A 24,101-nucleotide genomic window follows, 5' to 3' on the forward strand; every position below is an offset into this window, starting at 1 on the left:
AGACAAGCAACGCGAAAACACCTGGCCGGACTCAAGACTATGGGCGCACTGTGGCAATCGGAATCAACCAGAACGGAAGCACCCAAAGAAAACCAGGCTGAAGCCCCTTTGCCCAAGACCCCACGTCAGCGCCGCCTGTGGTGGCGCCTGATCCTGCTCATCCTGCTGATCGGCCTGGTGGCGGTGGGCCTGGCCGCCTACGACGAGTTCCAGACCTCGCGCCTGCAGTCCCGTGAATTCAGCCGCCTGGCCGGCACCCTGACCTATGCCCTGGAGCCCGGCCCGAGCGATGCCATCGTCTACCCGGGCGACGGCCCGTTCGACAAACGCCTGGGCTACAGCGCCCTGGGCGAGTTCCTGCCACGGCTGCTCAAGCGCGACTACCTGATCAACCAGCAGGTGCGCTTCTCCCCGGCGCTGATGAACTACGTCGATCACGGCCTGTTCGTGCCCTACGTGGAGAAGATCCAGGCCGGCCTGTCGATCACCGACTGCCGCGGCGACATGCTCTACCAGTACAACTACCCGCAGCACCTGTACCCGAACTTCGCCGCGATCCCGCCGGTGATGGTAAATAGCCTGCTGTTCATCGAAAACCGCGACCTGCTCGACCCAAAGGACCCGCAGAACAACCCGGCGGTGGATTGGCCGCGCTTCGCCAAGGCGGCCTACAGCCAGATCGCCAAGTATCTGGCCCTGCCCGGCCAGTCGGCCGGTGGCAGCACCCTGGCCACCCAACTTGAGAAATATCGCCACTCGCCGGACGGACTGACCGTCTCCGGCGCCGAAAAGATCCGCCAGATGATTTCCGCCAGCGTGCGCGCCTACCAGGGCGGCCCCGACACCACCGAGGCCCGCGAACGCATCGTGCGCGACTACCTCAACAGCGTGCCGCTGTCGGCGGTCCCCGGCCACGGTGAGGTGCATGGCATGGCTGAAGGCTTGCGGGTGTGGTACGGCGCCGACTTCGATCAGGTCAACCAGGCCCTCACTTCCACCGCCACCGATGAAAAGAGCATGGCCGAGCGCGGCCTGGCCCTGCGCCAGGTGCTGTCGCTGATGATCGCCCAGCGCCGCCCCTCGCATTACCTGTCCAAGGGCCGCATCGAACTGGCGGAACTGACCGATTCGCACATCCGGGTACTCGCCGCCAACGCTGTCATCGACCGTCCACTGGCCGACGCCGCCCTGGCCAGCAAGGCGGTGTACCGCGACTGGGTGGCCCAGCCGACCATCGTGCCGATCATCACCAACAAGGGCATCAGCCTGGCCCGCAACCGCCTGGCGGCGATGCTCAACCGGCCGCTGTACGACCTCGACCGCCTCGACCTGTCGGCCACCAGCACCCTGCAGGCCGACCTGCAAGTGCAGGTCAGCCAGTACCTGAAGAACCTCGCCGACCCGGCGTTCGCCGCACAGCTCGGCCTGATCGGCGAACGCCTGCTGACCAGCAAGACCACCGACCAGGTCAGCTACAGCTTCACCCTGTTCGAACGCACCGCCGACGGCTCGCGGGTACGGGTGCAGACCGACAGCACCAACCAGCCCTTCGACATCAACGAAGGCAGCAAGCTTGAACTGGGCTCCACCGCCAAGCTGCGGGTGCTTACCACCTACCTGGAAATCGTTGCCGAGCTGCATGACAAGTACGCCGGCAAACCCGCCGCCGAACTTAAGAAAGTCCCGGTGGCCGAACTCGACCGCATCAGCCAGTGGTCACTGGAATGGCTGTTGCTGAACGGCAAGAACCAGAGCCTGGACGCCATGCTCGACGCAGCCCTTGAGCGCAAGTACTCGGCCAACACCGGCGAGGCCTTCTTCACCGGTGGCGGTATGCACGTGTTCAACAACTTCCGCAAGGAAGACAACAACCGCAACCCGACCCTCAAGGATGCCCTGCGCGAGTCGATCAACCTGCCGTTCATCCGCCTGATGCGCGACATCGTGCGCTACGTCACCTACCAGCAGCCGTTCAACCGCGAACCGCTGCTCAGGGACGACAGCGACCCACGCCGCCAGGAATACCTGGCGCGCTTCGCCGACCGCGAAGGCTCCAACTACACCATGCGCTTCTGGAAGAAATACCAGCGCAAGACCTCGCAGCAGCGCCTGGACACCTTCCTCGACAGCATGCGCGTGACCCCGCAGCGCCTGGCCGCGGTGCATCGCTACCTGTTCCCCGAGGCCGGCCAGGAAACCTTCAACGCCTTCGTCCGCGCCCACAGCAAGGACGACAAGAAGGCCATGGCCAAGCTCACCGATGGCCGCCTGGTGGAGATGTACGAGGCCTACGGCCCGGGCAAGTACGACCTGCCCGACCAGGGCTACATCGCCAAGGTCCATCCCTTGGACCTGTGGCTGCTCGGCTACCTGCTGAAAAACCCAGGCGCCTCGCTCAAGGACGTCCTCAACGCCAGCCGCTTCGAACGCCAGGAGGTCTACAGCTGGCTGTTCAAGAGCCGCCACCAGGGTGCCCGCGACAGCCGCATCCGCACCATGGTCGAGATCGAGGCGTTCACCGACATTCACCAGCGCTGGAAGCGCGTGGGTTATCCGTTCGACCACCTGGTACCGTCGCTGGCCACCGCCATCGGCAGCTCCGGCGACCGGCCGGCCGCCCTCTCCGAACTGGTCGGGATCATCCAGAACGATGGCGTGCGCCTGCCGACCCTGCGCATCGACACCTTGCACTTCGCCCAGAACACCCCGTACGAGACGCAACTGATCAGCGACCCGGACCGCGGTCAGCGGATCTTGCCCGTCGAGGTCGCCCGGGCGCTCAAGGGCGCCATGTCGCAGGTGGTCGATGCCGGTACCGCGCGGCGCATCTCCGGCAGCTTCAAACTGCACGACGGCACGCCGCTGGTGATGGGCGGCAAGACCGGTACTGGCGATAACCGCATCGAAAGCTTCGGCGCTGGCGGCCGGCTGATCGGCTCGCGCTCGCTGAACCGCACCGCCACCTTCGTGTTCTTCCTCGGCGACAACCACTTCGGCACCCTTACTGCGTTCGTTCCGGGGCGCACGGCCGAGGCCTTCACCTTCACCTCGGCACTGCCGGTGCAGGTGCTCAAGGGCATGGCGCCGATCCTCATGCCGTACCTGGAACCAGGCAACCCCACCGCATGCAAGGCGCCGCAGGTGGCGGGCCAGTCATGAATCATCAAAAAACCAGATGATAATCATCTGCATTTGAAGGCTTGTCTTTAGATACATCTTGAGTAATATCTTGCGATATATCTAAACAGACGGAGCCCTCTCCATGCGTGACCATGATCCCTTCGAACGCCGCCCCGGTCGCGGCGAACGTGGCCCACGGGTATTCGCCCCGGGCGACCTGAAACTGCTGATGCTGTCGATGCTGGCCGAGCAACCGGGCCACGGCTACGACCTGATCCGCCAGATCGAGAGCCTCTTCGACGGCAGCTACAGCCCCAGCCCCGGGGTGATCTACCCGACCCTCAGCTACCTCGAGGAAGCCGAGCTGGTCACCGGCGCCATCCAGGGCAGCAAGCGCCTTTACGCCATCACCGACGCCGGTCGCAGCGCCCTGGCGGAACAGGCCGTTGCCCTCGACGGCGTGCGCATGCGCATCGAGGTGAGCAAGCGTGCCTTGCGCGGCCACGACCGCCCCGCGGAAATCCATGAAGCCGTCGGTAACCTGCGCCATGCCCTGCACATGCACAGCGGCCGCTGGAGCGCCGAAGAGATCGAGCGGGTGCGCAACCTGCTCAACGAAACCGCCAAAGCCATCGCCTCCGGGCCGGCCATCCCTGTTACGGAGAACACCCCATGAGCGACACCATCCACCGCGTCAACCACGAGATCCGCCAACGCCGCCTCGACGTGCTGCGGGTCACCGACCTGACCCCACGCATGCGCCGCATCACCCTGGGTGGCGCGGAGCTGGCGGGCTTCGCCAGCGTCGGCAGCGACGACCACATCAAGCTGCTGTTCGCCTGCACGCCCGAAGAACAGCAGGCCATCGACGCCCGCAACCTGGGCCGCGACGGCGGCGCCAGACCGACCATGCGCGAGTACACGCCACGGCGCATCGACCTGGCGAACCTTGAACTGGATATCGACTTCGTCCTGCATGGCGACGGCCCCGCCTCCACCTGGGCCGCGCAGGCGGCGCCAGGGCAGACCCTGGACATCGCCGGCCCACGCGCCTCGATGGTGGTGCCGGACATCTTCGACAGCTACCTGCTGATCGGTGACGAAACCGCAATCCCGGCCATCGCCCGGCGCCTTGAAGAATTGCCGGCAGGGCGCCAGGTACTGGCGGTGATCCAGATCGAGGACGAGCAAGAGCGCCAGGCATTGGCCAGCAAGGCGCAGGTGGAGGTGATCTGGGTGCGCCGGCATGCAGAAGACCTGCTGGAGCGGGTCAAACACCTGGCGCTGCCCCAGGGCCGGCTGTATGGCTGGGTGGCGCTGGAGAAGGCACTGACCCGGCAGGCCAAGGCGCTGCTGCTGGAGAAGGGCGTGCAGGAAGACGCCCTCAAGGCTGCCGCCTACTGGCGGGCCGACGGCACTGCCGACGACGAATGACGCCGGCCGGGCCTGTGGCAGCGGGCAAGCCCGTTGCCAGGGGGCCTGTTACTGCAGCTCCTGCTGCGGCGTCTCCTGCCCGGCGCAACGCACCGCGCGCTTGCGGTTGTCCACCAGCACGCCGGTCAGCCCTTTCTGCTGGGTATCGAACAGCACCAGCACGCCATCGATGCATTGCGCCACCTGCGGCGCCGGGGTCAGCGAGAGCTTGTAGTCCTCGCCGGGAATGGTCTTGAGCATGGTGAAGTCCTGCAGCAACAGGGCGTCCTCAGGCTTGGCGAAATGCAGGTAGCCGTAGTACCAGAGGGCTCCCACCGTCACGATGATGCTGCCGACACCGGTCAGGATCAGCGGGATGGCGTTGCGTTCTTCACTCATTGCTTGTTCTTCTCGTCAGGATAGTTGGGTACTTCGGCCAGACGACGCAGGCCGTTGAAGTGCGTGGGATCGTCCAGGAAGCGCAGCATCACCTGGCGCCAGGTCGGGTCGGCGAAGGTCTGCACATGATCGCCACGGGTCAGTTGCAGCACCCGCGGCGGCGGTGCATGCCGGTACAGGCGCAGGCCGTTGTCCAGCGGCACCAGGTTGTCGTCGATGCTGTGGAAGAACAGCTTTGGCGGGCTGTCCAGGCGCTCGATCGAGTGGATCGCGCTATCGCCATCGGGCACCAGCAACGACAGAGGTATCTGCAACGGCCAGGTCATCCACGACGTGCTCAGTGCATATCGCCCCACGGTCCGGTAACTGGCCGGCACACCGTCGAACACCAATGCGCTGAAACGCCGACGCTGCTCCGGGTACTGCGCCAGATAGTGGATCGCCATCGCCCCGCCGAGGCTCTGGCCCAGCAGCACCAGCGGCTTGTCTTGCACCTGGGGAGCGGCACGCAGCCAGTCCAGGGCCGCAGCGATGTCGCCATACACCTCGGGCAGCGTCGGCTTGCCCAGGGACAACCCATACCCGCGATAGTCGAGCATCAGCACCTGGTAACCCTCTTTCGGCAGCCAGTAGCTGCCGCCCAGATGCCAGGCCAGGTTGCCGCCGTTGCCATGCAGGTGCAGCACGGTGCCCTTGACCTCGACACCCTGCGGCACCGGGATCCACCAGCCATGCAGGCGCGTGCCGTCGGCCGCGGTGAGGCTCACGTCCTGATACTGCAAATGTGCCTGTGCCGGGGTGAACGGCTGGCCCGGTTCGGGGTAGAACAGCAGGCTGCTGCAGCCCCCCAGCAGCAGCAAGCCGAGGCCGAAGGCGAGGTGACGGCAGGCGTCAGAGAATGTTCGCGTAGTCGGCTTCAATACGGTCCAGGCTCAGGTGATTGAGGAAGTTGGAGAAGCACATCCACGCCGACAGCGCGTTGAGGTCGCGGAACTGTTCCGGCAGGTACTTGGGCGGCTCCACCAGCCCCTCTTCGACCAGCTGGCGCAGCGTGCGCATGTCTTCCAGGGTGGTCTTGCCGCAGAACAACAGCGGGATCTGCTCGAGCTTGCCCTTCTTCACGGCCAACTGAATGTAGTTGTAAACCATGATGAAGCCCTTGAGGTAGGACAAGTCCTTGGTAAACGGCAGGCCATTGGGCACCGAGCCGCGGAACACCCGGCTGGCGTTGCTGTAGCTCTGGCCCATCTCGAAGCCCTGGCCGCGGAAGAACTCGAAGACCTGCAGGAAGTCCGCGCCCTCCTCGACCATGTGGATGGCCCGGGTACGGTTGGTGAGCTTGCGCAGGCGGCTCGGGTAGGAGGCGAAGGCGATCACTTCCATGAGGATCGCCAGGCCCTCCTGGGTCACCGTCGACGAGGGCGGGCCCTTGGCCAGGAAGGTGCAGATCGGCTGGTTCAGGCCATTGAGGGTGGTGCCGACATGCACCAGCCCTTCGTGCACCTCCAGCGCCCGCACGTCGCGGCTGTTGAACATGGCGTCGGCGCGCACCTTGATGTAGTCGGCGCCGGCTGCGGCATCGGCGACGATACCGTCGGACTCGAACACGCGGATGGTTTCCTCGGCTTCGCCGAACACCTTGTTCAGGCGCCGCTGGAGAATCTCCACCGCTTCCTTGGCGGTGAGGTTCTTCGGCTCGTCCTTCAGGTCGCCGCGGCCGTCGATGTTGTTCAGGTAGTCCGAGAGCATCAGGCCCAGGTCGGCCAGGGTCGGGTCACCGGCGTGGAAGGCATCGGAGGCGGCGCCATAGAGCTCCTGGGAGATCAGGCCGAAATCCTCGGTGCCTCGCGCCTCGAGCATGCGCACCACCATGCGGTACTCCTTGCACATGCGTCGCATGATCTGGCCGACCGGGTTGAACTGGCCCAACTGCCGGGTGATGTCGCGCTCGATGCTCTGGAACTCGGCCTTCACCGCGCTGGAATCGAACGACAACGGCCGGTTCTGGTAATAGGCGCGATCCACCGCAGGCGGCTCCTTGCCCTTGGCCTTGAGGAAGCCCTGGCGGATGCCGTCGTCCCATTTAACCGCGTCGAGCACGCGGATCGGGGTCTGCGTGGCGACAATGCGATCGGACAGGCTGCGGATGGTTTGCTGGTATTCGTCCACCGGGGACTCCTTGAATCAAAATGCCTTGCAACTAACGTAGCCGGGGCCGCCTTGCGGCCCTTTCGCCGGCAAGCCGGCTCCCACAGAAAACGCTGCTCAACATGTGGGAGCCGGCTTGCCGGCGATGAAGCCAACGCAGTCCACGCTACTTACCGGAACGCTGGAACCGCGCCACTTCGACGAACAGGTCGGAGTTGGCCGGGTCGTCCAGGTAGGCCAGCACACGCTCCGTCGGGCTGTCGATCAGCACGCCGGGGCCGTTGTCCTCGGGCACCTGGGTGCTGCGCCCGCTCAACTCCTTCTCGTCCACGGCCTGCTGGACCTGCTCGACATCGAGGTTGTAGACCACCAGCTGCTTGCCGTCGATTACCTCGAAGCCGCCAATCAGGAAGTTGCCGCCCAGCCGCTTGGGCACGCCCGCCGACAGGTACCAGCGGTTGCCATGCCGGGCCACGGTGAAGACGTATTCCTTGGGCGCCTCGCCCTGGGCACGGGCCACTGCCTTGTAGGTGTTGCCACCGGCGCGGCTGATACTCAGCTTGAGCGGCTGACCCCAGGCGTCCTTGCTGCTCCACTGCCCGAGTAGGGCCTTAGGCGCTGGCTGGTTGGCCGGCAGCGGTTCGTCGAAGGTCACCAGACAACCGCCCAGCAGGAGGAATGACAAGGTCAACAACACCACACGCCAGGCTTTCATCAGGGTCTCCTTGAAAAATCGTTCGCCACTCAGGCCGAGGCCAGCACCATCTGCAGGTATCGGACAAGGATAGCGAGCATCTGCCCATCGGCCTGCGCATTCGCCTCCTTGAGCAGGCCCTGATATTCCATCTGCTCGATAATCGCCGTCAACATCTGGGCATCCTGTTCCGGCTGGCGCGAGCCGACCACCTGCAGTATCTGGCGCGCGCCATGCAGCAGGATCTGCTCGTGGGCCTGCACCAGTTCGGCCAGGCGCGGGCACAACAGCGCCTCCTGGCGGAAGGCCTGTTCGGCCATGAGGAAGTCGCGGCGGTTGTTCAACTGGCGCAATACGTAGTCGGCCAGCATGCGCGCGACCTCATCGGCCAGGTGTGCCCGGGCCTCGGGCGTGCCGTCGCCCTGGGCCAGCAACTGGCGCAGCACGCCTTCGGTGTTGGTCCAGAGCTTGGCCATGTAGGCCGCGCTGCGCTCGACGTACTGGGCGAAGGTATCGGCCAGCAGGTCCTGGATATCCTTGAAGTAGTAGGTGGTGGCCGACAACGGCACGCCGGCCTCGGCGGCCACGGCGCGGTGGCGCACACCGCGCACGCCATCGCGCACGACGATGCGCATGGCGGCGTCGAGGATCTGCTGGCGGCGTTGCTCGCTGCCCTGGCGGGCGGTCTTGCGGCCTTGGTACTGCACGCTTTCGGCGACGGCGGTGGCGATGCCGGCGGCGCCCTGATGGGGCATGGCGGGGGTCACGGGGCGGTACCTCATAGTTCGAGTCATCTGCTGCCCGTGCCGGCCTATCGCCGGCAAGCCGGCTCCCACAGGGGCCCCACAATGTTCAGGTGCTGTGCAGTACCTGTGGGAGCTGGCTTGCCAGCGATAGGGCCGACACAGACAACATAAAGCTTCAGGCAAGAAAAAGCCGCCTCGAAAGGCGGCTTGTTCAGATCGCTCAGGCCTGTGGACGCATGTGCGGGAACAGGATCACGTCGCGAATCGACGGCGAGTTGGTCAACAGCATCACCAGGCGGTCGATGCCGATGCCTTCACCGGCGGTCGGCGGCATGCCGTACTCCAGGGCGCGGACGAAATCGGCGTCGTAGTGCATGGCCTCGTCGTCACCGGCGTCCTTCTCGGCCACCTGAGCCAGGAAGCGCTCGGCCTGGTCTTCGGCATCGTTGAGCTCGGAATAGGCGTTGGCGATCTCGCGGCCACCGATGAACAGCTCGAAACGGTCGGTCACCGCCGGGTTGTCGTCATTGCGACGGGCCAGCGGCGAGACTTCGAACGGGTACTCGGTGATGAAGTGCGGCTGCTCCAGCTTGTGCTCGACCAGCTCTTCGAAAATCATCACCTGCAGCTTGCCCAGGCCCTCGTGGCCAAGCACCTTGGCGCCGGCCTTCTTGGCGATCTCGCGGGCGCGGTCGACGTCCTGCAGATCGGCAGCGGTGAGTTCCGGGTTGTACTTGAGGATCGAGTCGAACACCGACAGGCGCACGAACGGCTCGCCGAAGTGGAACACCTTGTCGCCGTACGGCACGTCGGTGCTGCCCAGCACCAGCTGCGCCAGCTCGCGGAACAGTTCCTCGGTGAGGTCCATGTTGTCGCGGTAGTCGGCGTAGGCCTGGTAGAACTCGAGCATGGTGAATTCTGGGTTGTGACGAGTCGAAACGCCTTCGTTACGGAAGTTGCGGTTGATCTCGAACACTTTCTCGAAACCACCGACAACCAGGCGCTTGAGGTACAGCTCCGGCGCGATGCGCAGGAACATGGCCATGTCCAGCGCGTTGTGGTGGGTTTCGAACGGCTTGGCCGCGGCACCACCGGGGATGGTCTGCAGCATCGGCGTCTCGACTTCGAGGAAGTCGCGCTCGATGAGGAACTTGCGGATGTGCGAGATCACCTGCGAACGCACACGGAAGGTGTGGCGGGTTTCCTCGTTGACCATCAGGTCGACGTAGCGCTGGCGGTAGCGCTGCTCGGTGTCGGTCAGGCCGTGGTGCTTGTCCGGCAGCGGGCGCAGCGACTTGGTCAGCAGGCGCACGTTGGTCATCTCGACGTACAGGTCGCCCTTGCCGGAACGGGCCAGGGTGCCTTCGGCGCTGATGATGTCGCCCAGGTCCCAGGTCTTGACCGCCGCCAGGGTCTCTTCCGGCAGGGTCTTGCGGTTGACGTAGACCTGGATACGGCCAGTCATGTCCTGGATGACCATGAACGAGCCACGGTTGAGCATGATGCGACCGGCAACCTTGACCGGGATCGCGGCTGCTTCCAGCTCTTCCTTGGTCTTGTCCGCGTACTGTTTCTGCAGGTCGTTGCAGTAGCTGTCGCGACGGAAGTCGTTGGGGAAGGCGTTACCCTTGGCGCGTTCTGCGGCAAGTTTTTCCTTGCGCAGCGCGATCAGGGCGTTTTCTTCCTGTTGCAGGTCTTGCGATTCGGTCTTGAGGTCGCTCATGTCGTCATTCTTTCCATCAGGTATTCGTTGCCCCTGTCGGGCAGGGCGCGCGATACGGGCAGCAAGCCTCGTATCGCGGCGGTGGTGTGCGGTTTACAGCCCCTGCTTGAGGCTCGCTTCCAGATACTCGTCGAGGTCGCCGTCGAGCACCTTCTGGCAGTCGCTACGCTCGACGCCGGTACGCAGATCCTTGATGCGCGAGTCATCCAGCACGTAGGAACGGATCTGGTGGCCCCAGCCGATGTCCGACTTGCTGTCTTCCAGCGCCTGCGAGGCGGCGTTGCGCTTCTGCATCTCCAGCTCGTACAACTTGGCCCGCAGCATTTTCATGGCGGTGTCCTTGTTGGCGTGCTGGGAACGTTCGTTCTGGCAGGCCACCACGGTGTTGGTCGGCACGTGGGTGATACGCACCGCCGAGTCGGTGGTGTTGACGTGCTGGCCGCCCGCGCCGGAGGAGCGGTAGGTGTCGATGCGCAGGTCGGACGGGTTGATTTCGATCTCGACCTTGTCGTCGATCTCGGGCGAGACGAACACCGCCGAGAACGAGGTGTGGCGACGGGCGCCGGAGTCGAACGGGCTCTTGCGCACCAGGCGATGCACACCGATCTCGGTGCGCAGCCAGCCGAAGGCGTACTCGCCCTTGATATGCACGGTGGCGCCCTTGATGCCGGCGACTTCGCCTTCGGACAGCTCGATGATGGTGGCGTCGAAGCCACGCTTGTCGGCCCAGCGCAGGTACATGCGCAACAGGATGTTGGCCCAGTCCTGGGCCTCGGTGCCGCCGGAGCCGGCCTGGATGTCCAGGTAGGCGTTGTTCGGGTCCATCTCGCCGCTGAACATGCGACGGAACTCGAGCAGGGCGAGGGATTCCTCCAGCCCTTGCAGCTCGGTCACGACATCGCTGACGGCGCCTTCGTCGTTTTCCTCGACCGCCATGTCGAGCAAGTCCTTGCAGTCACCCAGGCCGTTGGACAGTTTGTCGAGCGTCTCGACAACCTGCGCCAGCATGGCGCGCTCGCGGCCCAGGGCCTGGGCGTACTCGGGCTTGTTCCAGACGGCGGCGTCTTCCAGCTCGCGGTTTACTTCGACCAGACGATCATGTTTGTGATCGTAGTCAAAGATACCCCCGAATAGACTGGGAACGCTCGGTGAGGTCCTTGATGGTGTTCAGGATTGGTTGGATTTCCATGGGCGGGCGGCTCTCGTGCGAATTCGGTGAAAAGCCCGCGAGTATAACCGACTCTGCGCCAGGGCGGCAGACCCGCCGGGCAGTCTGGCTGCAGACTCACTCGCTGTTGCCGTTGCCGATCAAGAGGTAACCGCGAGCGGCAACTGCGTAGGCGCAGGCGCCGCCCGTCACTTCGCGACCTCAGGCAATCCCAACTTGATTACGCCCACTGTTCTTGGCCAGGTACAGCCCCTTGTCCGCCGCCGAGATCAGTTGCCGGCAATGGCTGCCGACACTCGGGGTCAAGGTCGCCAGACCGATGCTCACGGTCAGGTGCGAAGCCGCCTCGGGCACAGTGTGGGCGATCTTCAGCCCCATGATGGTCTGGCGCAGCTTTTCGGCCACCAGGCGTGCGCCGCCGGGCGAGGTGTTGGGCAGCACCAGGGCGAACTCCTCGCCGCCGTAGCGCGCCGGTAGGTCGGTAGGCCGCGAGCAGCAGCCACGAATGGCCTCGGCCACCTGGCGCAGGGCCTCGTCGCCGGCCAAATGGCCGAAACTGTCGTTGAACGCCTTGAAGTAGTCGACATCGATCATCAGCAGCGACAACTGCTGCTGCTCGCGGATCGCCCGACGCCACTCCAGCTCCAGGTACTCGTCGAAGTGACGGCGGTTGGACAACCCGGTCAGGCCGTCCGAGTTCATCAGCCGCTGCAGCATCAGGTTGGTGTCGAGCAGCTGCTGCTGGCTCACGCGCAACGCGCGATAGGCCTCGTCACGCTGCAGCAGGGTAAGGTAGGAACGCGAGTGGTAGCGGATACGCGCCACCAGCTCGATGGTGTCCGGCAACTTGACCAGGTAGTCGTTGGCCCCCGCGGCGAACGCCGCGCTCTTGACCAACGGATCCTCCTTGGTCGACAGGACGATGATCGGAATGTCCTGGGTGGCCGGGTTGTTGCGGTACTCGCGCACCAGGGTCAGGCCATCGAGGCCCGGCATGATCAGGTCCTGAAGGATCACCGTGGGCTTGATGCGCATGGCTTGGGCCACCGCCTGATGCGGGTCGGCGCAGAAGTGGAAGTCGATGTTCTCCTCGTGGGCCAGGCCACGACGCACCGCTTCGCCGATCATCGCCTGATCGTCGACCAGCAGGACCATCGCCGCACTTTCGTTGATGGTCGTGAAACCTTCGATCGGTAGATCATTCATCCGTCATCACCCGTTCACTGCCGACCACGCGGCGCGAATCAATACATATCGTCATTTCGAAAAGATTTCCATCAGTCGTCCGGCGATTCGCTCCAGCGGGCGAATCTCCACCGCCGCGTCGATCGCCGCGGCAGCCTTGGGCATGCCATACACCGCGCTGCTCTGCTGGTCCTGGGCGATGGTCAGGAAGCCTTGCTGGCGCATCAGCTTCAGGCCCTGGGCGCCATCTCGCCCCATGCCGGTGAGCAGCACGCCCACCGCATCGCCTGACCAGTAACGCGCCACGCTCTCGAAGAACACATCGATGGAGGGCCGGTAGATTTCGTTGACCGGTTCGGCAGTGTAGGCCAGCTCGCCATTCTTCAGCAGGCGGATATGGTGGTTGGTGCCGGCCAGCAGCACCTGCCCCGGTTGCGGCGGCTCGCCCTCGCGGGCCAGGCGCACCGGCAGGCCGGAGGCGCTGCTGAGCCACTCAGCCATGCCGGCGGCGAATACCTGGTCGACATGCTGGACCAGCACGATGGCCGCCGGAAAACTGCGCGGCAGTCCCTTGAGCAGTACCTCCAGGGCCGCCGGGCCGCCCGCGGACGAGCCGATGGCCACCAGGGCACGGCGCTGCGACGCCTCGCGCAATGGCACAGTCACCGCCCGGGCGGCGCTGGGCCGCTGCTGGCCGATCAGCCAGCCGATATTGAGGATCTTGCGCAACAGCGGCGCTGCCGCCTCACGTGCATCGCCCGCGCCCAACGCCGGGGTATCGACCACATCCAGGGCGCCATGGCCCATCGCCTCGAACACCCGATGCACGTTCTGCTTGCGGTCCACGGTGACGATGACGATGGCGCAGGGGGTTTCGGCCATGATCCGCCGGGTGGCTTCCACACCGTCCATCACCGGCATGATCAGGTCCATGAGGATCAGGTCCGGGGTCTGCTCGGCGCACAGGCGCACCGCCTCGGCTCCGTTGCCGGCCACCCAGATCACCTGGTGCGCCGGCTCGAATGCCAACGCCCGGCGCAGGGCCTCGACGGCCATGGGCATGTCGTTGACGATGGCGACTCTCATCCCTGGGCACCTCCGATCAGCTCCACGACCGCATCCAGCAACGCATCGTCATGGAAGCTGGCCTTGGCCAAATAATAGTCGGCGCCGGCATCCAGTCCACGACGCCGGTCTTCTTCGCGATCCTTGTACGACACCACCATCACCGGCAGCGATTGCAGGCGGTTGTCACGCCGCACCAGGGTGACCAGTTCGATCCCGTCCATGCGCGGCATGTCGATGTCGGTGATCAACAGGTCGAAATCTTCGCTGCGCAGGGCGTTCCAGCCATCCATGCCATCCACGGCCACCGCCACTTCGTAGCCTCGATTGCCCAGCAGCTTGCGTTGCAGCTCGCGCACGGTGAGCGAGTCGTCAACCACCAGGATCCGCTTGCGCGCCACCCCCTTCGCGCCCCGGCCACCGCGCTCGATACGCTCCAGGCGGCCGGTGCTGAGCAACTTGTCCAGCGAGCGCAGCAAATCCTCGACGTCGACGATCAGCACCACCGAGCCGTCGTCGAGCAAGGCGCCGGCGGAAATGTCCTGGACCTTGCCCAGGCGCGGGTCCAGCGGCATCACCACCAGCACCCGCTCGCCGATCAGCCGCTCGACGGCCACGCCATAGAGCTGCTCGCGCTCGCGGATCACCACCACCCGCAGGCTTTGTTCATCGCCCTGTGCCGCCGGCCGGTTGAGCAGTTGGCTGGCGGCCACCAGGCCGATGTGTCGCCCTTCGTGCCAGAAGTGCTGGCGCCCCTCGATCTGCACGATGGCCTCGGCCGCCACCTCGACGGTGCGCTCGATATGCGCCAGCGGGAAGGCGTAGGCCTCGCCACCCACCTCGACCACCAGGCTGCGAACCACCGACAAGGTCAGCGGCACCTCCAGGTGGAAGCAACATCCCTGGCCGGCCACCTGGGTCAACTCGATAGAGCCGCGCAGTTCACGGACCATGTGCTGGACCGCATCCAGGCCGACACCGCGCCCGGATACTTCGGTGACCGTGTCGCGCAGGCTGAAGCCCGGCAGGAACAGGAACGTCAGCAGCTCAGCCTCGCTCATCTGCGCCACCGTCTCGGCCGGTGACAGGGCACGCTCGACGATACTGTCGCGCAGGCGCTGCAGGTCGATGCCGGCACCGTCGTCGGACAACTCCAGGATCAGCAGCCCGGCCTGGTGCGAGGCGCGCAGGCGCACGGTGCCTTCACTCGGCTTGCCGGCCAGCACGCGTTGCTCGGGCAGTTCGATGCCATGATCGACCGCGTTGCGCAGCAGATGCGTCAGCGGTGCCTCGAGCTTTTCCAGCACGTCACGGTCGACCTGGGTCTTCTCGCCCTCGATCAACAGGCGCACTGGCTTGTCCAGCGAGCGCCCGAGGTCGCGGACCATCCGGCTCTGGCCGGTGAGAACATCGGCGAACGGCCGCATGCGGCAGGCCAGCGCCGTGTCGTACAGCAGTTGCGCGCGCTGGCTGGCCTGCCAACCGAATTCGTCGAGATCGGCCGCCTGTTGCAACAGGATCTGCTGAGTCTCAGCCAACAACTGCTGGGTCTGGGCCAACGCTTCCAACACCTCCGGCCCCTGCCCGCTCTCTTCCAGCTGGGCCTTCAGGCCATCGAGGCCGCGCATGCCCTGGCCATGCATGCGTTTCAGGCGCTGCAGCGTGGCCAGGTAAGGCTTCAGGCGCTGGGTCTCGACCAGCGACTTGCTCGACAGGTCCAGCAGGCTGTTCAGACGGTCGGCGGTGACCCGTAATACCCGCTCTGCGCCCTCACCACCGCGCTTGCCGGCCCTACGCACAGGCACCGGCTCCGCCTCGGGTTCAGGCTCCGCCGGGGCCTGCAGCGTAGGCTCGGGTTCCGGCCGCGCCGGCAAGGCAGCGGGCGGCGCGCTTGGAGCGGCAGTCTGCGCGATCAGCGGCGCGGGCGCCGTAGGGTCGAGCAGCGCTGTCATCTGTGCCAGGAACACCGCCACGGCGACATCGACGCCTTGTTCGCCAGGGGTCGCGATGCGCATCAGCAGATCAGTGCCTTGCAACAAGGCGTCGATATGCTCGGGGCGCAGCAGCAAGCGAGCTTCCTGGGCGGCCACCAGGCAGTCTTCCATGACGTGGGCGACACTGACCCCGGCATCGATCCCGACAATCCGCGCCGCCCCCTTGAGCGAGTGCGCCGCACGCATGCAGGCCTCGAGTTGATCGGGTTGCGCAGGGTTGCGCTCCAGCGCCATCAAGCCTGCACTGAGCACTTGAGTCTGGGCCTCGGCCTCCAGGCTGAACAGTTCGAGCAGCGATGCATCGCGCATTTGCTCCGGGGTCATGACAGGCTCCGCTTCACGGCTGACATCAGGTGTTGTTCATCCAGCACGCGCACGCTGCGCCCCCGCCACTGCAACACGGCGGCGGTGAAGTGCGCCGCGTCCTGACCGTTGTCCAGGCTGGCAGGGTCGAGACGATGGATGCCGTCGATCTCATCCACCGGCACCACCACCGGCCCACCCTCGGCTGCCAGAATCAGCATGCGCGGCATGCTCCGCCCGTTACGCTCGGTGCCCGCCTGCGTTGGAACGCCCAACAGGTCGGCCAGCGACAGGCAAGGCACCAGTACACCGCGCACATTGGCGACGCCCTGCAGCACCCGAGAACGCTGGTGCGGCAACGAGTGTACCGTTTGCGCCGGAGCGATTTCGGCCAGGCAGGCAGTGGCCAGGGCCAGCCACTCCTCGCCCAGGCGGAACAGCAGCATCGAGCGACCGACCGCGCATTCCTCCACGATTGCCGTTTCGACTTGCTCGTCCTGAACCAGCGCATAGCGATCCAGCAGGCGCGTTGCCGCCTCGGCATACACCTCGCAATTGCGGCAATGCACATGCCGCTCCAGCAACGGGCACTGCTTGTCGCCATGCACGCCGATGCGGTTCCAGCAATCGTCGATGGGCTGGTCGTCATTGGCGATCAGTTGCATATGGTATCCGCCGCTCATCGTTCAGACTCCCTGCCGGCACGGGCGGCGCGCTCCTGCAGGCGCCGGGCACCGGCCTCGTCGCCCTGCGCAGCCAGCAGCATGGCCAGGTGCATCAGCGCCTCAGGGTGCTGCGGCTCGAGGTAGAGCGCCTTGCGATAGTGGGTGATGGCCTGCGCGGCATCGCCTTCGGTGTCACTGAGCAACCCCAGCCAGTAATAGACCTGTGCCTTGGGGGCAAACTGGCGCAGATAGCGTTCGCAGTCCGCCCTGGCCTGCTGGTTTTCACCGGCATTGGCCTGCCGGGCAATGAGGGCCAGCAACTGCGCTTCGTCTTGTGCCGGTACCGGCGCCACTGGCACGGCGCTCGGCCTGGCGATGCGGGGCGGCAGCGCCACGATACGTGGCGGCGGCACGACCGGCTGGCGCGCAACCGGCAACGGATTGGCAGCAGCCGGTGGGGCATCATCCTGACGCACGTAGGCGAATGACTGGGCAATCCCCAGCGGTCGCATGCCCAGGCGCGCCAGCAGGCTGCCCTCGGCAGGGCCGATGAACAGTACGCCCTGGGCGTGGATGAGACGCTTGAGTACCTCGAACACCCGTTGCTGGGTCGGAACATCGAAGTAGATCAGCAAGTTGCGACAGAACACGAAATCGTAAAACCCTTCGCGCGCCTTGAGCGCCGGGTCGAGCACGTTACCCGCCTGCAGGCTGACTTGCTGGCGTACCCGCTCGTCCAGGCGATGGGTATCGCCGCTTGGGCTGAAGTGCCGCTCGCGAAAGGCCAGCTCGCTGCCGCGGAAGGAGTTGCGCCCGTACAGCGCCTGCTCGCCCTTGGCCACCGAACTGGGGCTGATATCGATACCATCGACACGGAAAGCGCCCGGGCTCAGGCCACCGTCGAGCAAGGCCATGGCGATCGAGTAGGGTTCCTCGCCGGTCGAGCACGGCAGGCTGAGGATGCGCAGGGGCCGTGCGCCGGCAAGTTCTGCCGCACGCTTGTGCGCCAGCCCCGCCAGCGCAGTGAAGGATTCTGGGTAACGGAAGAACCAGGTTTCCGGAACGATGACCGCCTCGATCAGGGCCTGCTGCTCATCGCTGGACTGCTGCAAACGCAGCCAGTAATCGTCGAGGTCCGCGGCCTGCACGAGCGTGCAGCGCTGACGCAACGCACGCTCGACCATCGCCGTGCCGACCGACTCCACGTCCAGCCCGATACGTTCCTGCAGGAAACGGAAGAAACGTTGCTCGCTCATGCTGGCTCCTGCCCGAGCTCGATGGGGTACAACAGCTCACGCACCGCGTCCGACAACAGGTCGTCCACCTGGATGCGCTGCAACAAACCGCGGGCATCTTGCCGAACAGGCCCGAGGTAACGCGCCTCGGCGTTGTCCAGGCCGTAGGGTTGGAACGCGTCGGGGGCACAACGCAGCGTGTCGGTGGCCTGCTCCAGAATCAGCCCCAGCTGCAGGTCCGGGCGCCGTGGGTCGGCGCGGTAATGCACCAGTACCAGCCGGGTGCTGCTGCGCGACTGCGCCGGCGCGCCAAAGCTCAACGCCGACACATCGACCACCGGTACCAATGCGCCCCGATGGGCCAGCACACCGGCCACCCAGCTCGGCGCCTGGGCAATGGGTTTGAGGGTACGGCACGGCAGCACCTCGACCACCTCGCGCACATCCAGGGCGAAGCGCTGGTCGGCGATGCGAAACTGCAGGTACAACACACCCTTGCCGGCTGATTCGCGATCCTCGCGGGGGAACAGTTCGCTCATCGTCGTCAGACTTTGAACCGCGAAACACCGCCCCGCAGCCCGGCGGCTACCTGGCTCAGTTCGTCGATGGCGAAGCTGGCCTGACGCAACGACTCCACAGTCTGGGTACTGGCATCGCTGAGCTGGGCCAGTGCCTGGTTGATCTGCTCGGCGCCGGTGGCCTGGGCCTGCATGCCCTCGTTGACCATCAGTACCCGCGGCGCCAGCGCCTGCACCTGATGGATGATCTGGCTGAGCTGCTCACCCACCTGCTGCACCTCGAACATGCCGCGGCGCACCTCCTCGGAGAACTTGTCCATGCCCATCACCCCGGCCGACACCGCCGACTGGATCTCGCGCACCATCTGCTCGATATCGTAGGTGGCCACGGCGGTCTGGTCGGCCAGGCGGCGTACCTCGGTGGCGACCACGGCGAATCCGCGACCGTACTCACCGGCCTTCTCGGCCTCGATGGCGGCGTTGAGCGACAGCAGGTTGGTCTGGTCGGCGACCTTGACGATGGTCACCACCATCTGCGTGATGTTGCTGGCCTTCTCGTTGAGGATCGCCAGCTTGGCGTTGACCAGGTCGGCGGCGCCCATCACCTGGTGCATGGTTTCTTCCATGCGCGCCAGGCCTTGCTGGCCCGAACCAGCGAGGCTCGAGGCCTGGTCGGCGGCGCTGGTGACTTCGGTCATGGTGCGCACCAGATCCCGCGAGGTCGCGGCGATCTCCCGCGAGGTGGCGCCGATCTCGGTTGTGGTGGCGGCTGTTTCGGTGGCGGTGGCCTGCTGCTGCTTGGAGGTGGCGGCGATCTCGGTGACCGAGGTGGTCACCTGCACCGACGAGCGCTGGGCCTGCGACACCAGATTGGCCAGGGATTCGGCCATTTCGTTGAAGCCACCCTCGATCGCGCCGAACTCATCCTTGCGGTCCAGGCTCAAGCGCATGCTCAGGTCGCCCGAACGCAAGCCGTCGAGGGCATGCACGATGCGCTGCATGGGGGCGGTGATCGCACGCATCAGCAGCAGCCCGCAAATGCCGGCGGCGACGATCGCCAACAGCAGCGAGACGATCATGCTGCCTTTGGCAGTGGCCACGGCGCTGACGATTTCGTTGGTGGCGTTGTCGGCGGACTCCCGGTTGCGCTCGATCACTTCGTTCAGATGCAGGCGCCCTTCTCTCCAGGCGGGCGTCAGCACGTCGGCGATCAATCGCTGGGCTTCGGCGTAGTTCTTCTGGCGGTAGGTTTCCAGGACCTGGTCGACGATCTTGACGTAGGCCTCTTCCTGGCGCGTGAAATCGTCGAACGCAGCCTGGTCGGCCGGATCGCGGATGGTGCCCTGGTAACTGGCCATATGCTGCTTGAGGCGGTCGTCGAAGCTCTTGAACAGTTCGACATCGGCGGAGGTGAACTCGCGGTGGTTCGACAGGCCGACCAACTGCTGGCTGGTCACGTAGCTGTCGACCCAGGCGCTGCGGATCATCGAGCTGTAGTAGAGGCCGGGAATGCTGTCGGACCCTACCGCCTCCTCGCTGGACTCGATCGCCACCAGCCGCGAGTAGGCGGCCACGATCATCAGCAGCATGATGGCGATGATCACGGCGAAACTTGCCAGGATCCGTTGGCGCAAGGTCCAGTTCTTCACATTCAGCCCTCAGGAATTCGATACGAGCGGGAAAAATCGCCGAAGTATAGCCCAGGCTTCCTAAGCATTTGCGGCTGAATGCTGCTGTATTCAGGCCTCCTTGCCCATTGATGTGGCCAATTGCAGACTCATTGATCCGCGGCAAGCCTGACCTGGTTCTCCAGCTCCAGGCGCAAGGCAGGGTCCAACCGCAGCTGACGCGCCAGTTCGTCGAGGTAGGCGCGCTCCATGAAGTTCTCCTGATCGACCATCATCACGCTGGCCAGGTACATCTCGGCGGCCATTTCCGAGGTCTGCGCGGCGCGGGCCACTTCGGCTGGGTCCAGCGGCTTGTTCAGCTCGGCATGCAGCCAGTGCTGCAACTCGCGGTCGCTGTCCAGGCGAGTGAACTCGCCTTCGATCAGGGCCCGCTCACGGTCATCGATATGACCGTCGGACTTGGCTGCCGCCACCAGCGCCCGCAGCACCGCCTGGCTGTGCTGCTCGACCTGGGCCGGCGGCAGGCGATCGAGCGTCTGCGGCTGTTGATCGCCGGCTCCCTGGCGTGCCTGCCAGTTGCCATAGGCCTTGTAGGCCAGCACCCCGAGCGCGGCCAGGCCACCGTAGGTAAGGGCCTTGCCGCCATACTTGCGGGCCTTCTTGTTGCCCAGCAGCAAACCCATGGCCCCCGCTGCCAACGCGCCACCGCCCGCACCAGACAACAGGCTGCCAAGGCTCCCCGAACCTTTGTCGCTGACGCCCTTGCCCTGCTGGTTCTGCATCAGGGATTGACCGGTTTTCAAGAGCTGATCGAGCAGACCACGCGTGTTCATCTGACAGACCTCGCAAACATTCAACGTTGAGAAGGCCCCAGAGTAGGCCGGCAAGCTGAAGCCTCGCTTAACGCATTTGCATCCGGATGTTGCCCCCTGCGGTTTGTTGGCACGGCCAGTCGCTTCTAGTCTGTAGCGTCACTGAGGCGCAGTGCGCTCGAGGACCACGAGGAGAACCGCTCCATGCAAACCCGAATGCTGATCAACGGCCACCTGGTGAACGGCGAAGGCCCGGCCTGGACCGTGCTCGACCCGGCCAAGGGCAGCGCCCTGGCGCAGATCAACGAAGCCACCGAGGCCCAGGTCGACACCGCCGTGCGCGCCGCCGACCATGCCTTCCAGCACTGGTCGCAGACTACGCCGAAGGAACGCGCCAGCGCATTGTTGGCCATTGCCGAGGTGATCGAACGACACGGTGAGGAACTGGCCCGGTTGGAGTCGGATAACTGCGGCAAGCCCTATGCCGCAGCGCTTGGCGACGAGATCCCGGCCATCGCCGACGTATTCCGCTACTTCGCTGGCGCCGCCCGCTGCCTGGGTGGCCTGGCGGCAGGCGAATACCTGCCCGGGCACACCTCGATGATCCGTCGCGACCCGCTGGGCGTGGTCGCCTCCATCGCGCCGTGGAACTACCCGCTGATGATGCTGGCCTGGAAGATCGCTCCCGCGTTGGCCGCCGGCAACACCGTGGTCATCAAGCCCTCGGAGCTGACCCCGCTGACGGCCCTGCGCCTGGGCGAGCTGGTCCGTGAGCTACTGCCGGCCGGCGTGCTCAATATCCTTTTCGGGCGTGGCCAAACCGTCGGCAACCCATTGGTCACCCATGCCAAGGTGCGCATGGTGTCGCTGACCGGCTCCATCCCCACCGGCGCGCACATCATTGGCGCCACCGCCGACAGCGTGAAGCGCATGCACATGGAATTGGGCGGCAAAGCACCGGTGCTGGTGTTCGACGATGCCGACCTCGACGCCGCCATCGACGGCATCCGCACCTTCGGCTTCTACAATGCCGGGCAGGACTGCACCGCCGCCTGCCGGCTGTACGTGCAGGACGGCATCTACGAACGCTTCGTCGAACGCTTGGGCGCGGCGGTGGAGAGCATCAAGCCAGGCCCGCAACATGCCACGGACACCGAGCTCGGCCCGTTGATCAGCGCCCAGCATCGCGACAAGGTGGCCGGCCTGGTGAACCGTGCCATCGCCCAGCCGCACATCCGCCTGGTCACCGGTGGCAAGCCACTGCCTGGCGATGGTTTCTTCTTTGCGCCGACCGTGCTGGCCGATGCGCTGCAGGACGACGAAATCGTCCGCCACGAGGTATTTGGCCCGGTGGTGTCGGTCACCCGCTTCAGCGACGAAGCCCAGGCGCTGGAATGGGCCAACGACTCGGAGTATGGCCTGGCCTCGTCGGTGTGGACCCGTGACAGCGGACGCGCCCACCGCCTCGCCGCACGGCTGCAATATGGCTGCACCTGGGTCAACACGCATTTCATGCTGGTCAGCGAGATGCCGCACGGCGGGCAGAAGCATTCCGGCTATGGCAAGGACATGTCGATGTACGGGCTGGAGGACTACACCTGTGTGCGCCATGTGATGTTCAAGCACTGAGCCACAACCAGCCGGTGGGGGCAAAACACCCACCGGCTTTTTTTCCTGCAAAGCAACGCGATTTTTCCTGCCTATCGCCTGAGCTACACCCTACCGCCGATCTATTGAGTTCGATGGCACTGGTATCACAGACTGATACCAGTTTCTGAAGCTGGCAGGAGTTACACCATGAATGTGATGAATTACCGCGGCTACTCGGCGCGCATCGAATACAGCGACGAAGACCAGTTGCTGATCGGCCATGTCGCCGGGATCCGCGACGTGATCGGCTTCCATGGCGAGTCGATCAGTGAATTGCGCCAGGCGTTCGAGGAAGCTGTCGACGACTACCTCGAAACCTGTCTGCGCCTGGGGCGTGAACCGCAGAAAACCTACTCCGGCAAACTCAGCCTGCGCTTGGAGCCTGCTCTCCACGCCAGCGTGGCGGCCAAGGCCGAGCTGGCGCAGAAGAGCATCAACCAGTGGGTCAGCGACATCCTCAGCCAAGCCGCCTGCGGCTGAGTCAGTCGCGCAGGTCCGATTCGTGGATCGGGTTGGCCCGGCTTGTCGCGCGTTGGTATTGCGCCGGCCAGGTCGCCTTGTTGCCGCCCAGGTCGTCGTCTGCGTGCAATGGCCAGTAAGGGTCGCGCAACAGTTCGCGGGCGAGGAAGATCACATCGGCCTGGCCGGTGCGCAGGATATGCTCGGCCTGGGCCGGCTCGGTGATCATGCCGACGGTGCCGGTGGCGATCTCCGACTCCTTGCGCACCCGCTCGGCGAAACGGGTCTGGTAGCCGGGGCCGGTGGGGATCTCGGCGTTGACCGAAGTCCCTCCCGACGATACGTCGATCAGGTCGACGCCCAAGGCGCGCAGCCGGCGGGCCAGCTCCACCGTCTCGTCCGGGTTCCAGCCATCCTCGACCCAGTCGGTGGCCGACACCCGCACCAACAGCGGCAGCTCCTGGGGCCAGGCCTTACGCACCGCCTCGACGACCTGCAGGGTCAGGCGGATACGGTTTTCAAAGCAGCTGCCGTACTCGTCGCGGCGCTGGTTGCTCAGCGGCGAAAGGAACTGGTGCAGCAGGTAGCCGTGGGCGGCGTGGATCTCGACCACCTTGAAGCCGGCCTTCAACGCCCGTTCGGTGGCGGCGACGAATGCGCCGACCACTTCCTGGATTTCATCCTTGCTCAATTCGCGGGGCGCGGTGTGTTCCGGGTCGAAGGCAATTTTGGAGGGCCCTACCGGCTGCCAGCCGCCGTCTTCGAGCTTGACGCTGCCGTGCTTGCCCAGCCACGGCCTGTGGGTACTGGCCTTGCGCCCGGCGTGGGCCAGCTGGATGCCGGGCACGGCGCCCTGGGCAGTGATGAAGCGAGTGATACGCTGCAGCGCGGGGATCTGGTCGTCGTTCCACAGGCCAAGGTCTTCGGCAGTTATGCGCCCATCGGCGGTGACAGCGACGGCCTCGCTGATCACCAGGCCGGCGCCACCGACAGCGCGGCTGCCCAGATGCACCAGGTGCCAGTCATTGGCCAGACCGTCGACGGCGGAATACTGGCACATGGGGGAAACGGCGATACGGTTGGGCAGGGTCAGCTGACGCAGGGTGTAGGGTTCGAGCAGCAGGCTCATGACGCACCTCCCAGGGACTCCAATGGTTGCCGGGCCGGCACTTGTAG

Annotated in this window: 21 protein-coding genes; 5 read left to right on the plus strand and 16 right to left on the minus strand. The window is 65.3% G+C overall.

What is annotated here, in order from left to right; translation table 11 throughout:
- Positions 1-39: 39 nt before the first annotated feature.
- From KSS90_RS20270 to KSS90_RS20280, 3 genes are all read left to right on the plus strand, one after another.
- Entirely contained in the window at positions 40-3,159 is a 3,120-nt protein-coding gene (locus KSS90_RS20270; RefSeq protein WP_217867008.1) for a biosynthetic peptidoglycan transglycosylase, read from the plus strand.
- Between the two features lie 103 nt (positions 3,160-3,262).
- The gene (locus KSS90_RS20275; protein ID WP_038706671.1) at positions 3,263-3,796 is read left to right on the plus strand and encodes a PadR family transcriptional regulator; all 534 of its coding nucleotides are present in this window, start codon (positions 3,263-3,265) and stop codon (positions 3,794-3,796) included.
- Positions 3,793-4,554: a siderophore-interacting protein gene (locus KSS90_RS20280; RefSeq protein WP_046854427.1), complete on the plus strand. Its 762-nt coding sequence runs from the start codon at positions 3,793-3,795 to the stop codon at positions 4,552-4,554. The genes KSS90_RS20275 and KSS90_RS20280 overlap by 4 nt, the downstream gene beginning before the upstream one ends.
- 48 nt (positions 4,555-4,602) lie before the next feature.
- Here the strand turns inward: KSS90_RS20280 and KSS90_RS20285 are convergent, their stop codons facing one another.
- The 15 genes from KSS90_RS20285 to KSS90_RS20355 form a co-directional block, all read right to left on the minus strand.
- Positions 4,603-4,932 (minus strand): PA3694 family proteiin, encoded by a 330-nt coding sequence (locus tag KSS90_RS20285; protein WP_023632434.1) that lies wholly within the window; start codon positions 4,930-4,932, stop codon positions 4,603-4,605.
- Positions 4,929-5,852, minus strand: coding sequence for an alpha/beta hydrolase (locus tag KSS90_RS20290; protein WP_217867009.1), 924 nt, complete (start codon positions 5,850-5,852; stop codon positions 4,929-4,931). The genes KSS90_RS20285 and KSS90_RS20290 overlap by 4 nt, the downstream gene beginning before the upstream one ends.
- Complete coding sequence (locus tag KSS90_RS20295) at positions 5,824-7,101, minus strand: flavohemoglobin expression-modulating QEGLA motif protein (RefSeq protein WP_023632436.1); 1,278 nt, start codon at positions 7,099-7,101, stop codon at positions 5,824-5,826. The genes KSS90_RS20290 and KSS90_RS20295 overlap by 29 nt, the downstream gene beginning before the upstream one ends.
- 145 nt (positions 7,102-7,246) lie before the next feature.
- Positions 7,247-7,795 (minus strand): hypothetical protein, encoded by a 549-nt coding sequence (locus tag KSS90_RS20300; RefSeq protein ID WP_217867010.1) that lies wholly within the window; start codon positions 7,793-7,795, stop codon positions 7,247-7,249.
- Between the two features lie 29 nt (positions 7,796-7,824).
- Complete coding sequence (locus KSS90_RS20305) at positions 7,825-8,529, minus strand: TetR/AcrR family transcriptional regulator (protein ID WP_217869831.1); 705 nt, start codon at positions 8,527-8,529, stop codon at positions 7,825-7,827.
- Between the two features lie 211 nt (positions 8,530-8,740).
- Positions 8,741-10,243, minus strand: coding sequence for a lysine--tRNA ligase (gene lysS / locus KSS90_RS20310; protein ID WP_003252208.1), 1,503 nt, complete (start codon positions 10,241-10,243; stop codon positions 8,741-8,743).
- A gap of 93 nt (positions 10,244-10,336) precedes the next feature.
- A protein-coding gene (gene prfB / locus KSS90_RS20315) for a peptide chain release factor 2 (RefSeq protein WP_156177510.1) occupies positions 10,337-11,432 on the minus strand; the annotation gives its coding sequence in 2 pieces (ribosomal slippage) (positions 10,337-11,359 and positions 11,361-11,432; 1,095 coding nt in all).
- Positions 11,433-11,612: 180 nt separating this feature from the next.
- Entirely contained in the window at positions 11,613-12,617 is a 1,005-nt protein-coding gene (locus tag KSS90_RS20320; protein WP_046856850.1) for a response regulator, read from the minus strand.
- 51 nt (positions 12,618-12,668) lie between these two features.
- The gene (locus tag KSS90_RS20325) at positions 12,669-13,682 is read right to left on the minus strand and encodes a chemotaxis response regulator protein-glutamate methylesterase (protein WP_217867011.1); all 1,014 of its coding nucleotides are present in this window, start codon (positions 13,680-13,682) and stop codon (positions 12,669-12,671) included.
- Positions 13,679-15,979 carry a hybrid sensor histidine kinase/response regulator gene (locus KSS90_RS20330; protein WP_217867012.1) on the minus strand — a complete coding sequence of 767 codons (2,301 nt, stop codon included), beginning with the start codon at positions 15,977-15,979 and terminating at the stop codon, positions 13,679-13,681. The genes KSS90_RS20325 and KSS90_RS20330 overlap by 4 nt, the downstream gene beginning before the upstream one ends.
- Positions 15,976-16,641, minus strand: coding sequence for a chemotaxis protein CheW (locus KSS90_RS20335; protein ID WP_225933099.1), 666 nt, complete (start codon positions 16,639-16,641; stop codon positions 15,976-15,978). Before KSS90_RS20335 ends, KSS90_RS20330 begins: the two co-directional genes overlap by 4 nt.
- Complete coding sequence (locus KSS90_RS20340) at positions 16,638-17,879, minus strand: CheR family methyltransferase (RefSeq protein ID WP_217867013.1); 1,242 nt, start codon at positions 17,877-17,879, stop codon at positions 16,638-16,640. The genes KSS90_RS20335 and KSS90_RS20340 overlap by 4 nt, the downstream gene beginning before the upstream one ends.
- Positions 17,876-18,397, minus strand: a complete 522-nt coding sequence (locus KSS90_RS20345; protein WP_217867014.1) for a chemotaxis protein CheW — start codon at positions 18,395-18,397, stop codon at positions 17,876-17,878. The genes KSS90_RS20340 and KSS90_RS20345 overlap by 4 nt, the downstream gene beginning before the upstream one ends.
- Positions 18,398-18,402: 5 nt before the next feature.
- Positions 18,403-20,025: a methyl-accepting chemotaxis protein gene (locus KSS90_RS20350; RefSeq protein ID WP_217867015.1), complete on the minus strand. Its 1,623-nt coding sequence runs from the start codon at positions 20,023-20,025 to the stop codon at positions 18,403-18,405.
- Between the two features lie 128 nt (positions 20,026-20,153).
- The gene (locus KSS90_RS20355; RefSeq protein ID WP_217867016.1) at positions 20,154-20,837 is read right to left on the minus strand and encodes a tellurite resistance TerB family protein; all 684 of its coding nucleotides are present in this window, start codon (positions 20,835-20,837) and stop codon (positions 20,154-20,156) included.
- Between the two features lie 183 nt (positions 20,838-21,020).
- Here KSS90_RS20355 and KSS90_RS20360 point away from each other — a divergent pair, with 183 nt between their 5' ends.
- Positions 21,021-22,445 carry a gamma-aminobutyraldehyde dehydrogenase gene (locus tag KSS90_RS20360; RefSeq protein ID WP_217867017.1) on the plus strand — a complete coding sequence of 475 codons (1,425 nt, stop codon included), beginning with the start codon at positions 21,021-21,023 and terminating at the stop codon, positions 22,443-22,445.
- A gap of 168 nt (positions 22,446-22,613) precedes the next feature.
- The gene (locus tag KSS90_RS20365) at positions 22,614-22,946 is read left to right on the plus strand and encodes a type II toxin-antitoxin system HicB family antitoxin (protein ID WP_217867018.1); all 333 of its coding nucleotides are present in this window, start codon (positions 22,614-22,616) and stop codon (positions 22,944-22,946) included.
- Between the two features lies 1 nt (position 22,947).
- Here KSS90_RS20365 and KSS90_RS20370 read toward each other — a convergent pair whose 3' ends face one another.
- On the minus strand, positions 22,948-24,054 hold the full coding sequence (locus KSS90_RS20370; protein ID WP_217867019.1) for an NADH:flavin oxidoreductase/NADH oxidase: 1,107 nt from the start codon (positions 24,052-24,054) through the stop codon (positions 22,948-22,950).
- Positions 24,055-24,101 lie beyond the last annotated feature (47 nt).

Origin of the sequence: Pseudomonas maumuensis, assembly GCF_019139675.1 — a bacterium.
In the GTDB taxonomy this organism is placed as follows: Bacteria; Pseudomonadota; Gammaproteobacteria; order Pseudomonadales; family Pseudomonadaceae; genus Aquipseudomonas; species Aquipseudomonas maumuensis.